Here is a 13370-nt window from a genome sequence, read left to right on the forward strand (position 1 = left end):
AAAAGCTGAAAATCGACGCGAGGTTTTTACGTGCACCCCTCTCAGCGAGGATATGAACAGCGGTCTGGCGAGTCCGGAGCCGATCCCGGTGTGCGTCCTCGTCGTCGGTTCGGGGGACTGGGCCCGGCGGGTCTCGGCGGCGTTCGAGGACGACGAGATCACGATCAGCGGTCCCATCGCGGACGTCGACGACGCCGACCTCGCCGCGGCGGATTGCGTCCTCACGGACGACCGGGCCGTCCTCCCGGCCGTGGAATCGAAACCGGTGCTCTTCGTCGTCGATCCCGACGCCGACCGCGACGACGATCCCTTCGACGACGCCACCGACGTCGTCGCGACGCCGACGCTCGAGGACCCGTCGCTGCTCGCAAACCGACTCCGGCAGACGATCGAGTTTCACTCGACACGGGCGGCCGTCGAGCGTCGCGAGGAGTGGTTTCGCGCGCTCATCGAACGATCGTCGGACCTGCTCGCCGTTCTCTCGGCGTCGGGGCGGGTGACGTACGTCAGCCCGTCCGTAGAGCGGGTCGTCGGCGCCGAACCGACCGACCTGCTCGGGGACCACGTGATCGACGCCGTCCATCCCGACGACAGGGTCGACGTCGTCCAGGCGTTCGAGGCGGTCTGTGCGGACGACCTCGGCGCGTCGCGAACCGTCGAGTACCGGTACCGGGACGACGACGACACCTGGGGCGTCTACGAGGCCGTGCTGACGAACCGGCTCGACGACCCGGTCGTCGGTGGCGTAATCGCCTCGATACGAGACGTGACGCAGTTCCACCGGGTTCAACAGGAACTCGGCGAGTCGTTCGAGCGGGTGACGGACGCGTTCTTCGCGCTCGACACCGAGTTCCGCTTTACCTACGTCAACGATCGAGCGGGGGAACTGATCGAGTTCGAGCCCGAGGAACTGGTCGGCCGGGAGTTCCTCGACGTGTTTCCCGGCATGCGAGGGACGGCGTTCGAGGAGCAGTCGCTCGAGGCGATGACCGAACAGGAGCCCCGCACGCTCGAACGGTACTACGACCCCTACGACATGTGGGTCGAGGCGCGGATCTACCCCTCCCGATCGGGCATCTCGGTCTACTTCCGCGACATCACGGACCGGGTCGAACGCGAGCGTGAACTCTCGGAGCGGACCGAACGGCTCCAGACCCTCGTCGAGAACGCCCCGATCATTCTCTACGTCCTCGACGAGGACGGCACGTTCACGCTCTCGGAGGGGCGGGGCCTCGATAACGTCGGCATCGAACCGTCCGAGGTGGTCGGCGACACGATCTTCGAGGTGTTCGAGGACTATCCCGACATCCGGGAGGACGCGAGACGCGCCCTCGAGGGCGAGTCGGTCCACTGCCAGCGACGGGTCCGCGATCGCGTCTTCGAAAGCTGGTACCGGCCGATCACCACGGACGGGACGGTCGATCGGGTCATCGGCGTCGCGGTCGACGTCACCGAGCGGGTCCAGTACCAGGAGACGCTGAACGCCCTCCACGAGGCGACGAGTCACCTGCTCACGGTCGAATCCAAACAGGCCGCGTGCGAGTACATCGTCGACGTCGCGACCGAGGTCCTCGACATCGACAGCGTCGTCTACCGGTTCGACGAGCAGCACAACGAACTCGTTCCGGCGGCGTACTCGTCCGCGTTCGAGACGACGATCGGGTCGCCGCGCCGTCTCGGGCCCGACGAGGGACTGGCGTGGCAGACGTTCGTCGAGGGACACCCGCGCGTCGTCGACGACGTCGACGGCACCGACCGGTGGTTCGACGCGGCGACCGTCCGGAGCGCGCTCTACGTCCCGCTGGGCGAACACGGCGTGCTCGTGGCACTCTCGCCCGATTCGAACGCGTACGACGAGGAGACCGTCGAACTCGCGGACCTGTTCGCGACGACGGCCGAGGCCGCACTCGACCGGATCGGCCGGACCAGTCGACTCCACGACCACGAGCGCGAACTCAAACAGCAGAACATCCACCTCGAGCGACTGAACCACGCCAACCAGGTCCGCCAGGACATCGAACAGCTCCTCCTGATGGCCGACTCCCGGAGCGAGATCGAGGCGGGGATCTGCGACAGGCTGGCCGACCTCGACTCCTGTTCGATGGCCTGGATCGGCGAACCCGACCCGAGCGGGAACCGGATCCGTTCGCGGTCCGTCGCGGGACTCGATCGGGGCTATCTCGACTCGGTTACGGTGACGACCGTCGACGACTCGGCCGCCGAACCCGCCGGTCGGACCGCACGGACCCGGACGCCGACCTACGTCGAAAACGTCGCCGACGCGGTCCGGGACGGTGCCTGGCGTGCCGACGCCCTCTCACGGAACTTCCAGTCGGTGTACGCCGTCCCGCTCGTCTACGACGACTTCCTCTACGGCGTACTCACGATATACGGCGAGGACCGGGACGTCTTCGACGAAACGTTCCGGTCGACGCTTTCGGAACTCGGTGAAACCATCGCGTACGCGATCGACGCGGTCAAGCGCAAGAACGCGTTGCTGGACGACGAGCGGACGGAGATCGAACTGGAACTCGAGGAGGAGTCGATCCTGTGTCGGCTCGCGGCCCGACTCGACACGCGCCTGACCTTCGAGGGGGCGACGTCACGAGCGGACGGGTCGACGATCGTGTTCGTCGCCGCCGACCGGTCGATCGACGCCGCCGACCTCGACGACGCGGTAGCGGACGTCGACGGCATCGACCGCGTAGCGATCATCGCGGAGACGGCGGACCAGACGCTGGTGCAACTCCAGTTCGCCGAGTCGTTCCTCGGGTCGATCGTCGACGCTCACGGTGCCACGTTGCGGTCGTTCACGACCGACGGGACGACGGCTCGCGCGATCGTCGACGTGCCGGACGCGATCGAGATCCGCGAGGTGCTGTCGGACGTCGAACGCCACGGGCTCCCGGTATCGATGGTCGCCCGTCGCGAACAGCCGACGGTCGAAGAGACGACGCTCGACGCTCGGAGTCGCAACGCCCTGCTCGAGACGCTTACCGATCGCCAGCGTGAAGTCGTCCAGACCGCCTACCACGGCGGGTTCTTCGAGTGGCCCCGCGAGACGACCGGCGAGGAGATCGCCGAGTCGCTCGACATTTCGCCGCCGGCGTTTCACAAACACGTCCGGACCGTCGAGGAAAAACTCCTCGCGGCGCTGTTCGATAGCACGAGCGGTGTTCCAGAGGGTTAAAGACTTAACCCCCGCTCGAAACTCGGCTTACACAGTTAACGATCAATCTCTTTGCACCGAGTCCCAAACAGTTCGATTGTCTTCCAGCGTATGGGGGTACCTATCCAATGACCGAAATGACTTCACGATCGCCGTCGATATCGACCGAGGAACAGTATGCCGTCCAGTACGATCGACTCGACGACGAACCACTCAGTGTCGCCGTCGCGGATGCCGTCGCGACGTTCTGTAACGTCGACGTTACCGAACTCGACCCGCTTCACTACGCGATCAACGCTGACGCTCTCGAACGACTCTTCGAGCCGCGGGCGGACGGGTTGCGATCGGGGGGGTCCGTAACCTTCGAATACAACGATTGTCTGGTCACTGTCGATTCTAACGGCGAAATCAGAGTCGCCGACGCGTAAGACGCGTTTTTCGTATTCATTTCTCGCTGTTCGGTGCGGTTACTGGGTGGTGTATAAACACATTATATTGTAATTATCCACCACCCACAATCGATTTATAGGAAGCTCGTGTACGATTGTCAACCATGGCAGATCAACGCACGCAGACGATGAAAGACGTCAGCCACACGCCGCCGAGCGGGGACTCCGTTACCAACGTGTGGCACCGGGGCGACGAATCCCACCCCGAGTGACCGTCCGGGGCCGACTCACCGACAGTCGATCGAAGTAGCGATCGCGAGCAACGCGTCGACGCCGAGCGGTGCACTGACGTCGTAGTACTGACCGCCACACGTCCAGACGAGCGTCGACATCGTCGGGAACTCGATGTGGGTCGCATCGATCGGGCCGACGGCCTCCGCGACGACCTCCCCGTACTCGAGCACGTCTAGTTCTTCGGTCGCCGTCTCGACGTAGATCGTCTTCTGCGGATCGTCCTCGTGCTCGTAGAACAGTGCCACGGCCGAGCCGTCGTCCTCGACGGTGACGTCGCGTCGTTCGTACTCCGCCGGTACCCGCGGGTCCGGGACGGACACCGACGCCGACGCCGCCGCGTCGGCCGGGGATTCGACCGTCGTCAGGTTCGCCGGCTCCGCCACCGTCGCGTTGGCCGGCGGTTCGAAGGCGAACCGATCGTCCGCGGGATCCGCGTCCAGTTTCAGTTCGTCGTACTCGACCGTGATCGTCGTCGGTTCGCTGCCGGGTCCGTCGAGTTCGATCCGCTGTTTGACCGGGAAGGACGTCTCCCGATCGATCCACCACCGCTCCCGCGTGATCGTCCGCTCGCCCGTCGCGTTCTCGCCGTAGGAAAGCGGGAGTACGTACTCGGTGTCGCCCACCTGCAGGCCGATCGAGCGTTCGATCGGCCGCTCGTCCGTCGCGTTCAACTCGACGACGTGGGTCTCCCACTGGCCGATCGTTTCGGTGCCCTGGTACGCGACGTCGTAACCCTCGAGTAGTTCGTCCGCGTCGGTCGCCCCCGATTCGGGCCCCTCGACCGGCCCCTCGTACCGCATCGCCGTGTCGTCCTCGGCGTCGTAGGTCCAGGTTTCGGACCCGTTACTGACGATCAGATCGCCCGGCGCTTCCGGCCCCGACGCCTCCAGGACCTCGCTCCGGTGCTCCATGGGAGGCCGCTCCCAGACCCGGACGGTCGTCGAGACGGTCCCGTTGCTCGCGTTCACCGTCGTGGTCCGCACCCCCTGCAGGCCGTCGACGGTCGCTCGTTCGTCGATCGCCGACTCGATCAGTTCGGTCCCGTCCGGCTCGCGATCGTCCCCGACGGGCATCGTACAGCCCGCCAGCACGAGCGCCAGCGCCGTGACGACGACTGCGGCTACCCGGACCCCACGCGTTTCCATAGCGATCGCTTTTCGAGTTAGTCTTCTAACTGTTTCGATCCGTCCGACTACAGGCAGGTCCTGGACGAGCGCGCCCTGTCCAGCAAACCGAGCGATCGGATCCAGGATCTCTCTTGCCGCACGCTCGCTGGCGCTCGCGCGAGACCGACCAGGTTCTCCGCCCCCGATCGGTTTCGGCGTGGCAACCCCTCTTCGACTCGGGGCGTCTTCGAAAAGTGCCGGAAGGGCTCCGAACCGCGGAACGACTCACAGCGTTCGTCTTTCCTGACTTCACCTCGCTTCGCTCGGTGAAGACCACCGGGTTCGGAGCGAACCGAGCATGCTTCTCAGCGTTATCAGTAGCCGGTAATATGAATTCTTTATTCAGAGTGTTTCCTGAAACGTTCGGCCGTTGGACCGGTAACTGGTTGAGCGACTAACCATGCCTGCTGTTCGTCGATGCAAAAGGATTTCTCGCCCCAACAGACTTATTGCGCTATATTGCGTTCTATTACATATGCCAATCAGCATCGACCGATTCGACGAAGAACCCGTGGACGCACTCGATATCCAGGAAGGGACGCACCCGTATCGACTACTGCGATTCCTCGCGGCCCACAGCGATCAGGCGTTCACGCAGACGGAACTCCACGAAGCGACCGGCATCAAGCGCGGGAGCGTCGGCGCTGCACTCTCCCGCCTTGAGGATCGTGGCCTCGTTCGCCACCGCGGCCGATACTGGGCCATCGCCGAGGACGACCGTCTCGCCTCCTACGCTGCACAGACGAACGCCAGTTCCGCTTCGACGACGGACGACTACTACGGCGACGAGGAATGACGGACGTCTACGAGCGCGGCGCGGTCGTAAAAGGCCCCGATCTTCTCGCGGACCACGACTACCGGCCATACGTTTGCCTGAGTGATCGCACACACCCGTTCCACGACGAGGAAGCGCTCTACGCGGCGGCTACGACGACGCGACGGGCGGTTGCTATCCCGCTCACCGACGAGGACTTCATTTCGGGCGGTTTACCGAGGGAGAGCTACGTAAATCCGTGGACAGTCGTCACGATTCGGCATGTCGACATGGAACGCGAAGAGGGACACCTTGTCGAGGCGACAACAGAGACAATCGCTACCGAAGCTGCTGGATATCTCGGTGTTCGCTAAGAGCGCCGTTTCCCATGGCTCAGCGCCCTTACGAACCCCCGATCTCTATTCAGAGGACAGACTGAATAAGGAAATCGCGCTACCAACTACTGTTATCACTCGTCTTCGAATCGTGATGCCTGTGAGAAGCATGCCCGGGGAGGGCTCCGAACCACGGAAAGACTCACTCCGTTCGTCTTTCCTGCCTTGCGCTCACGACGTTCGCGCAAGACCACCGGGTTCTCCGCCTCCCCGGCCATTTTCGGTATTGCCACTCGTCCTTGACTCGTGGCGTCGTTGAAAATGCCCGGGGAGGGCTCCGAACCCTCGATCTCCGCATGTCCCAGGTCCGAGGCTCGGCAGTCCTCTACGGGACACGGAGGCTTCCAAGGCGTACCGCACCGAATCTCTGAACCCTATGAGTGCGGCGCTATGTCCAGCTAAGCCACCCGGGCTCGTTCTCCCGTAGTGCGGTGCTATTCTTTAAGCTTCTCATTCGAGACCGTCGTGGGAAGTGGAGTCACAGCTACCCACGGATTTATGGCAGGGCCATACGAACTGCGGGGCATGAGCGTTCCCGGCATCGTCCAGTCTACTCTCGATGGCGAGGAGATTTCGGCGCGAGTTTCTCTCGGCGGGGAAGACGAACTCTTCATCACCCCCACGAACACCATCATCTATCGCGCCGATGGGCTCCTGAGCGACGAATCGGTCGACAAATTCCCCCACGACGCCGATCGCCTCACCCTCTCGGAGGGGCGGCGCAAGACCAAGTTCACCCTCGAGTACGCCCTCGAGGGGACCACGGACTTCTCGGTTCCGGCGAGCAAGACCGACGCCGTGCTCCACCCCGTCCTCGCGGGCGTGTTGAACGGCAACGGCATCACGGACGCCGGCGAGACGGTCGCCAAGACCTACCGATTCAGCGAACTCACGCTGATCGTCACCAGCGATCGACTCGTCAAGCACATCGGGGAAGCCGTCTGGGACGATGACTACGAGGAGTACCACTACGACGACGTGACGAACCTCGAATTCGAGGACGGGAGCGTCGCCACGCAGATCGTCCTCACCGTCGACGGCCGCCCCCAGCGGATCAAGGCCCCGAACGAGGACGCCAACGACCTTCGGGAACGGCTCCAGCGCGCCCTGTTCGAGTACCACGACGTCGAGTCGCTGGCGGAACTCAACGAGGTCGTGGGCGAGGACGACGAGCCGGCGGCCGAGCGGTCCACCGGGACCGTCGACTTCGGTGACGGCGTCGATCCGCTCGACGCGGACCCGCCGGAGCCGGACGACCACGCTGACGACGGCGAGCAGACGGTCACGACCGGGGCCAACCGGGCGGAATCTCGGTCCCAGTCGACCGACCCGCTCGCGAGCGACAGCGCGGTGCCGGACGCCGTCGACGCCAGCCGGGATCGCGATCGACCGGACGGGGCGGCTGATCGATCGCCCCGGCAGGACACCCCGGCGGAGAGTCGCGAGTCGACGGGAATCGATACGGACGACCTGCTGGCGGCGGCCGGGAGTTCGTCGGACGTCGCGACGGAGCCGACGTCCGAGCCCGCAAGCGGTCCCGACCCCGAACTGCTCGACCGCCTCGAGGACCTCGAGGCGGCCGTCGAACGCCAGAGCGATCGCATCGAGAAACAGCAACAGACGATCGAACAGTTGATCGCGGAACTGCGCCAGGGGCGGTAGGTGCGATCGTCGCCGGGGGAGCTACTCGCGACCGGTCACCTTTCGAATGCACGAGGAGCCGAAGGGGCCGAGTTCGCCGGCCTCGAGGTCGATGAAGTAGCCCGTCGACAGCCCCGAGCCACAGCGCTTGCAGGAGAAGTCCCCCTCTTTGGTGATCACGTCCTGCTCGAAGCGGACGTACTGGCGGCTCTTCGGGCGGACGATGCCGTCCTCCCGATCGATGATGCCCTGCAACTCGGCGCGATCGAGGATGGTCCGGGTTACCGTCGGATCGGTCGTCACCGTCTCGATGCGATCGACGACCGCGGGAAGCGGGAGCGACTCGTGTTCCAGCCGTTCGAGCAGTGCGAGGCCGAGTGCGACCCGATCGTCGGTCACGTCGTCGGCGGCGGTTCCACCGGTCCCTGGATCGACGTCGTCGGCGTCCTCGGGGTCGTCGGCCATCGTTGTCTCCTGTTTTCGCCGATCGAATAAACGTTGCGTCGCGCACCCCGAGACGAGGCACAAAGGCTTCGGTACTCGAGACGAAACTGCGATCGATGTCGTCGGCGACCGGTCGGGCGATCGCTGGACTCCTTCTCGTCAGCGGCCTGGTCGCCGTGGGGATGCTGGTCTCGCCGTCGCGGACGATCGAGACCGTCACGGGCCTCGCGTCGGACCCCTACCAGTTCGCGGTCGTCGTCGCGGGGCTCTATCTCGTGCGCCCGCTGTTCGCCTGGCCGACGACGCCGCTCGCGGTCGTCGTCGGCTACGGCTACGGCGTGGGTCTCGGCGTCCCGATCGCCCTGCTCGGCGTCGTCACCACCGTGATTCCCGTCTTCGTCGCCGTTCGTCGGCTCACCGGAACCGGGGCGGCTGCCCGCCAGGACGCTGGCACCGACGGCAGGGTCGAGCCCACGGCCGAGTCCGGACCGGCAACCCCGACAGTGGCTTTCGGCGGGGTGGCTGGGCGGGTTTTCGACCGGACTGGCACCGCGATCGATCGGTACTACGGCGTTGCCGGGCCCCTTCGCGGCGTCGTCGCGTCACGGCTGGCCCCGATCCCGTCGGACGTGGCGACGGCGACGGCGGCGGTCAGCGACGTTCGACTCCGTCACCTGGTGGTCGGGACTGCGATCGGCGAACTCCCGTGGACGGTCGCCGCGGTCGTCGTCGGCGCGTCGGCCGCGACGGTGACGACCGCCGGGCTCGGTGACGTCGGGATCCGTCTCACGGTCGGTTGTGCCATCGCGGCAGGCGTCTTGCTCACGGGACCGGTCTATCGCGTGGCCCGAACCCGGCGGGGATCGACGGAGTCGGGGCACGGGGCGGACGGCTGATACGGATTGCTGTACCGGTGCAACCGCGGACGGGTCGCGGTTGCGCCGGCCACGACGTACGGGAGTCCGTATGAACGGTCACCGACCGCCGATGTCTTCGACGAGCGAATCGCCCATGGCTTTCAGGTCCGACTCGAGTCGCTGGTAGGCCTCGGTGCCCTCGAGGTCGTCGACCGAGTGTTCGTCTTCGAGCGTCTCCATCTTGTTCGAGAGCGCCTCGAGTTCGCGGCGGCCGTCGTCGGAGTACCGCGATTGCACGCGGAGGTTCTCGATGATTCGGGTCAGTTGCACTCGCGTCACCGGTTTGGTGACGTAGTCGTCGATGTCGAGTTCGACGATGTCGAGTCCGGGATCGACGGCGGTGACCATGATCACCCAGCAGTCGTATCCCTGCCGTCGGATTTCGTCGAGCACGTCGTCCCCGGTGGTGTCGGGAAGGTGGCGATCGAGCAGGACGACGTCGACGTTCCCGTGCATCTGTTCCAGCGCCGATCGGCCGTCGTAGGCGGTCAGGACGTCGTACTCTTCGTCGACCCACATCGCGTAGAGGTCCGCGAGTTCCTGCTCGTCATCGACGACGAGGATCGTCGGTTGTGTAGCCATGGAGGTGGTTCGTCCGTGACGACAGACCGTCGTCTTGTATCAGTTCCGCCGAACTCACGCACTGAGTCGTCCGATCGTCGACGTCAGGACTGCCAGAACGGGTCCGAGCAGTCGTAGACGACCCCGTGTTGTGGACAGACGTACTTGCAGTGGCGCCTGAACAGGGGCTGGTCACACCGGGGGCAGGGTCGTCCACCCTTCTCGGCTTCCTCGTCGTCGGTCATCGCGGCTAGCTACTCGCGTCGGGGTAGTAAGGACTCGGAAAGGGGCGTCGAAAATCGATTCGGCTCGATCGCAGTTCCGTCCCGGCGTCACATCGAAACCGGACCGCCGTGGGGCCCGTCAGGAACGGTCTAACCGGGCCTCAGCACTCGCTCCAGCCACAGGACTCGCAGGTCTTGCAGCCTTCGGAGTAGTACAGCGACAGCGAGCCACAGTCGGGACACTCCGGCGATTCGCCGGCGTCGATGAGGTCCTGCGTGGCGTCGTCCGATTCGCTCGCGGCCGCCGCCCCGCCGTCGGTCTTGGGCCCGTCGGGGTCGACTGCCTCGGGGTCAGCCGACTCTTCCAAGGTCTGCTGGGTCGGATACGGCTTGTCGATCTCGTCCTCGAGATAGCGGCGCATCGCGGTCCCGATCGCGTCCGGGATCGACTGGATCTGTTCGCCCTTGTCCCAGGCGACCTTCGGCGAGCGGGTGCCACAGAGTTCGTCGACGATCTCCTCGGGGTCGACGCCCGAGCGCAGCGAGGTCGAGATGACCTTCGCCAGCGCCTCGGTGAAGGAGTTCGTGAAGCCTCCCGAGTGGCCGATATTCGCGAACAGCTCGAACGGCTGGCCCGTCTCGGGATCCTCGTTGATCGTCACGTAGACCTTCCCGTAGCCGGTGTCGATCCGCTGGCTAACGCCCTGGAGCGCGTCTGGCCGCTCGCGTTTCTCGGTGAAGTCGACGTGGACCGGTTCTTCGCCGTCGGCGTCGCCGACCAGCGAGTCGAGTTCCTCCTCGAGGACGTCCTGAACCTCCTCGCTCTCGAGGAACGCCTCGAGGCCGCCGAAGATCTCGTCGATCTGTTCGACCAGCGCCTCGGCGGCCTCGGTCTCGTCGGCGAAGTCGGTGTTTTTCGCACGCGTCGTCAGCACCTGCTTGCTGCGGGTGCCATCGCGGTAATACGTAACCCCCTTGCCGCCGTGCTCGTAGATGTACTCGAAGACGTCCTTGGCGTCCTCGACCGTCGAGTCGTTCGGCGCGTTGACGGTCTTCGAAATCGCGGAGTCGACGCCCTCCTGACAGGCGACCTGCACGCCGGCGTGCTCTTTCGCCGAGAGGTCGCCGGTCGTGACGAACAGTTCGCCGATGGCGTCCGGCACCGTCGAGAGCCCCTCGACGCCGTTGAACTGGTTCGTCGCCATCTGCTCTTGAGCCTCCTCTTTCACCGCTTCGACGTCGATGTCGTTGTCCTCCAGCACCCGGAGGAAGTAGTCGTCGAACTCGACGAGCATCTCGTCGCCCTGGACGTCGTCGGAGACGTTCTTGTAGTAGGCGACGTTGTAGATCGGTTCGCAGCCGCCCGTGGTGTTGCCGACCATCGAGGTCGTGCCGGTCGGGGCGATAGTCGTCGTGTTGTGGTTCCGGATCGGGAACCCGTCCTCCCAGTCGTCGGCGTCGAGGCCGGTCTGGTGCTCGAACCACTCGCAGTACTCGGTCGGGTTCGCGTACTTGGACTTGTCCCACTCGTCGAAGCTTCCGCGCTCCGTGGCGAGTTCGTGGGAGGTCCACTTCGACTCGTGATTGATGTGGGTCATCAGCTGGCGCGCGACCTCGTTGGAGGCCTCGCTGCCGTACTCCATGCCGAGCTGGATGTACAGCTGGGCCAGTCCCATGATTCCCAGTCCGATCTTGCGCATCTCCCGGACCTTCTGTTCGATCTTCTCGACCGGGAAGTCGCTCATCGTGACGACGTTCTCGAGGAACCGCGTTCCCATCTCGATGCGGCGATCGAACTCCTCGAAGTCGACGGCGTCCGCGAGGAAGGCGTCGACGGCCTCGGCGAGCGAGTCGTACTCGTCGCCGTGCTCGTCGTACCAGACGCGCCAGTCGGGCGCCTCGAGGTCCGCGAGCGTCGAGAGGTTGATGTGGCCGAGGTTACAGGCCTCGTACTCCTCGAGCGGCTGTTCGCCACAGGGGTTCGTCGCGAGGATGCGGTGGTCGGGGTGTTTCTCGACGTCGAAGGAGTGTTGCTTGTTGACGCGCTCGAGGTAGATGACGCCGGGTTCGCCGTTCTCGTGGGCGCCCTCGACGATGTCGTCCCAGAGCTCTTCGGCCGGGATCGACAGTTCCTCGCCGACCTCGACGTGCTCGGCGAGGCCGAACATCTCGTAGAGCTCCCTGGTCTCCTCGGTGGCGATGTGTGGCTCGCCCGTCCGGGGGTTGGTGAACGTGAACTCCTCGCCGTTCTGCAGGGCCTCCATGAAGTCGTCCGTGATCCCGACGGAGATGTTGAAATTCGAGAGGTGCCCTTCGACGGCGTTCCGGAGATGCTCGGGGACCCGGCCCTCGTCGTCGATGAGTTCGCGAGCCTCCTCCAGGGCTTCCTGGAAGGAGTTGTGCGTGAAGTCGTCGGGGTCGTTCAGGCGCAGCGTTTCGGCCAGCGAGACGTCCTTGTTCTTGGCGTGGATGAACTGGATGACGTCCGGGTGGGAGACGCGCATGACACCCATCTGTGCGCCCCGTCGAGCGCCGCCCTGGGCGATCGTCTCGCACATCTGGTCGTACGTGCGCATGAACGTGATCGGCCCGGACGCGATGCCGCCGGTCGAGCCGACGGCGTCGCCGTAGGGACGGAGCCGCCAGAAGGCATAACCCATGCCGCCACCGCTCTGGAAGACCTGCGCGGCTTCCTTGGCGGTCTGGTGGATGTCGTCGATGTCGTCCTCGGGGGAGTCGACGAAACACGCCGAGAGCTGCTGGAGCTCGTCGCCGGCGTTCATCAGGGTCGGCGAGTTCGGCATGAAGTCGAGGTTCTCCATCATCCCCTGGAACTCGTCGGCGACGTCCTCGACGTGGTCGCGGATGTCGTCGGGGAGTTCGGGGACGACGGTGTCGTAGGCGAACTTGTTGACGTTGTAGATAGACAGCGCCGTCTCGGCAGTGTCCCCTGCAGCGGTTCCAGCACCGAACACCTCCTCGGCGAGTTCGTCACGCCGCGGGTGGTCGGGCTTGAGCTGGTCCGGCGTGACCGTGATCTCGACGTCTCGCCGTTCGGCCTCGAAGACGGCCTCCGCGAGCGCGATGTTCTTGCTGACCCGGTCGAAGAGATCCTCCTGTTCCTCGACGAGGTCGCCGTCCGCGTCCTTGCGCAGGTAGCGCGCCGGGAGGATGTTGTGATAGGCGTTGTCCGTCAGCCGTTCCTCGAGCGTGTCGCCGTCGGTGCGCTTGATGGGAAGGGTGAGTTCTTCCGCGGAGAGTTCCGACTCGCTCATGCGCGGGTCACCTCGTCGCTACCCCGCTGCCGCATACCGATTCTGGCGTGGGGCCGGGTCCTGTCTTGCATCATTCGTGACGAAGGTCTGGTATTCATGCATCCACCTTAAAATGTGTGATCCCATCCTACTTTGCTTGTA

12 protein-coding genes and 1 tRNA gene are annotated in these 13370 nt (G+C 64.9%); 7 read left to right on the plus strand and 6 right to left on the minus strand.

The window, feature by feature from the left end; all coding sequences use genetic code 11:
- The first annotated feature begins 52 nt into the window (after positions 1-52).
- The 3 genes from MUN73_RS16405 to MUN73_RS22885 all read left to right on the plus strand — a co-directional run bounded on the left by MUN73_RS16405 (position 53) and on the right by MUN73_RS22885 (position 3830).
- Positions 53-3190 carry a PAS domain S-box protein gene (locus MUN73_RS16405; protein ID WP_250141590.1) on the plus strand — a complete coding sequence of 1046 codons (3138 nt, stop codon included), beginning with the start codon at positions 53-55 and terminating at the stop codon, positions 3188-3190.
- Between the two features lie 107 nt (positions 3191-3297).
- Positions 3298-3597 (plus strand): DdfA family disk-determining factor, encoded by a 300-nt coding sequence (gene ddfA / locus MUN73_RS16410; protein WP_250141591.1) that lies wholly within the window; start codon positions 3298-3300, stop codon positions 3595-3597.
- 125 nt (positions 3598-3722) lie between these two features.
- A complete protein-coding gene (locus MUN73_RS22885; protein WP_465261000.1) occupies positions 3723-3830 on the plus strand; it encodes a DUF7989 family protein in 108 nt (35 codons plus the stop codon).
- 15 nt (positions 3831-3845) lie between these two features.
- Here the strand turns inward: MUN73_RS22885 and MUN73_RS16415 are convergent, their stop codons facing one another.
- Positions 3846-4997: an outer membrane lipoprotein-sorting protein gene (locus MUN73_RS16415; protein WP_250141592.1), complete on the minus strand. Its 1152-nt coding sequence runs from the start codon at positions 4995-4997 to the stop codon at positions 3846-3848.
- A 496-nt stretch (positions 4998-5493) separates the two neighbouring features.
- Here MUN73_RS16415 and MUN73_RS16420 point away from each other — a divergent pair, with 496 nt between their 5' ends.
- Together MUN73_RS16420 and MUN73_RS16425 are read left to right on the plus strand one after the other, a co-directional pair.
- On the plus strand, positions 5494-5814 hold the full coding sequence (locus tag MUN73_RS16420) for a MarR family transcriptional regulator (RefSeq protein ID WP_250141593.1): 321 nt from the start codon (positions 5494-5496) through the stop codon (positions 5812-5814).
- Positions 5811-6146: a hypothetical protein gene (locus tag MUN73_RS16425; protein WP_250141594.1), complete on the plus strand. Its 336-nt coding sequence runs from the start codon at positions 5811-5813 to the stop codon at positions 6144-6146. The genes MUN73_RS16420 and MUN73_RS16425 overlap by 4 nt, the downstream gene beginning before the upstream one ends.
- A 283-nt stretch (positions 6147-6429) precedes the next feature.
- Here MUN73_RS16425 and MUN73_RS16430 read toward each other — a convergent pair.
- Positions 6430-6580 (minus strand) — tRNA-Met (locus MUN73_RS16430).
- Positions 6581-6692: 112 nt separating this feature from the next.
- Between MUN73_RS16430 and MUN73_RS16435 the strand changes: the two genes are divergently transcribed.
- A complete protein-coding gene (locus MUN73_RS16435; protein ID WP_250141595.1) occupies positions 6693-7829 on the plus strand; it encodes a DUF7115 domain-containing protein in 1137 nt (378 codons plus the stop codon).
- Between the two features lie 21 nt (positions 7830-7850).
- Here MUN73_RS16435 and MUN73_RS16440 read toward each other — a convergent pair whose 3' ends face one another.
- Entirely contained in the window at positions 7851-8273 is a 423-nt protein-coding gene (locus tag MUN73_RS16440; RefSeq protein WP_250141596.1) for a DUF5830 family protein, read from the minus strand.
- Positions 8274-8368: 95 nt separating this feature from the next.
- Between MUN73_RS16440 and MUN73_RS16445 the strand changes: the two genes are divergently transcribed.
- Complete coding sequence (locus tag MUN73_RS16445) at positions 8369-9148, plus strand: VTT domain-containing protein (protein WP_250141597.1); 780 nt, start codon at positions 8369-8371, stop codon at positions 9146-9148.
- Between the two features lie 78 nt (positions 9149-9226).
- Here MUN73_RS16445 and MUN73_RS16450 read toward each other — a convergent pair whose 3' ends face one another.
- From MUN73_RS16450 to MUN73_RS16460, 3 genes are all read right to left on the minus strand, one after another.
- Positions 9227-9751, minus strand: coding sequence for a response regulator (locus tag MUN73_RS16450; RefSeq protein ID WP_250141598.1), 525 nt, complete (start codon positions 9749-9751; stop codon positions 9227-9229).
- An 83-nt stretch (positions 9752-9834) separates the two neighbouring features.
- On the minus strand, positions 9835-9975 hold the full coding sequence (locus tag MUN73_RS16455; protein ID WP_250141599.1) for an HVO_2523 family zinc finger protein: 141 nt from the start codon (positions 9973-9975) through the stop codon (positions 9835-9837).
- Positions 9976-10115: 140 nt separating this feature from the next.
- The gene (locus MUN73_RS16460) at positions 10116-13229 is read right to left on the minus strand and encodes an adenosylcobalamin-dependent ribonucleoside-diphosphate reductase (RefSeq protein WP_250141600.1); all 3114 of its coding nucleotides are present in this window, start codon (positions 13227-13229) and stop codon (positions 10116-10118) included.
- Positions 13230-13370: the final 141 nt, after the last annotated feature.

This window comes from Halosolutus amylolyticus (assembly GCF_023566055.1).
Taxonomy (GTDB): Archaea; Halobacteriota; Halobacteria; order Halobacteriales; family Natrialbaceae; genus Halosolutus; species Halosolutus amylolyticus.

Bases quoted from the DNA above. Each gene is read 5' to 3' on its own strand.
- ddfA (WP_250141591.1), top strand. From the start codon at position 3,298: ATGACCGAAATGACTTCACGATCGCCGTCGATATCGACCGAGGAACAG.
- MUN73_RS16450 (WP_250141598.1), bottom strand. From the start codon at position 9,751: ATGGCTACACAACCGACGATCCTCGTCGTCGATGACGAGCAGGAACTC.
- MUN73_RS16445 (WP_250141597.1), top strand. From the start codon at position 8,369: ATGTCGTCGGCGACCGGTCGGGCGATCGCTGGACTCCTTCTCGTCAGC.
- MUN73_RS16415 (WP_250141592.1), bottom strand. From the start codon at position 4,997: ATGGAAACGCGTGGGGTCCGGGTAGCCGCAGTCGTCGTCACGGCGCTG.
- MUN73_RS16425 (WP_250141594.1), top strand. From the start codon at position 5,811: ATGACGGACGTCTACGAGCGCGGCGCGGTCGTAAAAGGCCCCGATCTT.
- MUN73_RS22885 (WP_465261000.1), top strand. From the start codon at position 3,723: ATGGCAGATCAACGCACGCAGACGATGAAAGACGTCAGCCACACGCCG.
- MUN73_RS16455 (WP_250141599.1), bottom strand. From the start codon at position 9,975: ATGACCGACGACGAGGAAGCCGAGAAGGGTGGACGACCCTGCCCCCGG.
- MUN73_RS16420 (WP_250141593.1), top strand. From the start codon at position 5,494: ATGCCAATCAGCATCGACCGATTCGACGAAGAACCCGTGGACGCACTC.
- MUN73_RS16460 (WP_250141600.1), bottom strand. From the start codon at position 13,229: ATGAGCGAGTCGGAACTCTCCGCGGAAGAACTCACCCTTCCCATCAAG.
- MUN73_RS16405 (WP_250141590.1), top strand. From the start codon at position 53: ATGAACAGCGGTCTGGCGAGTCCGGAGCCGATCCCGGTGTGCGTCCTC.
- MUN73_RS16435 (WP_250141595.1), top strand. From the start codon at position 6,693: ATGAGCGTTCCCGGCATCGTCCAGTCTACTCTCGATGGCGAGGAGATT.
- MUN73_RS16440 (WP_250141596.1), bottom strand. From the start codon at position 8,273: ATGGCCGACGACCCCGAGGACGCCGACGACGTCGATCCAGGGACCGGT.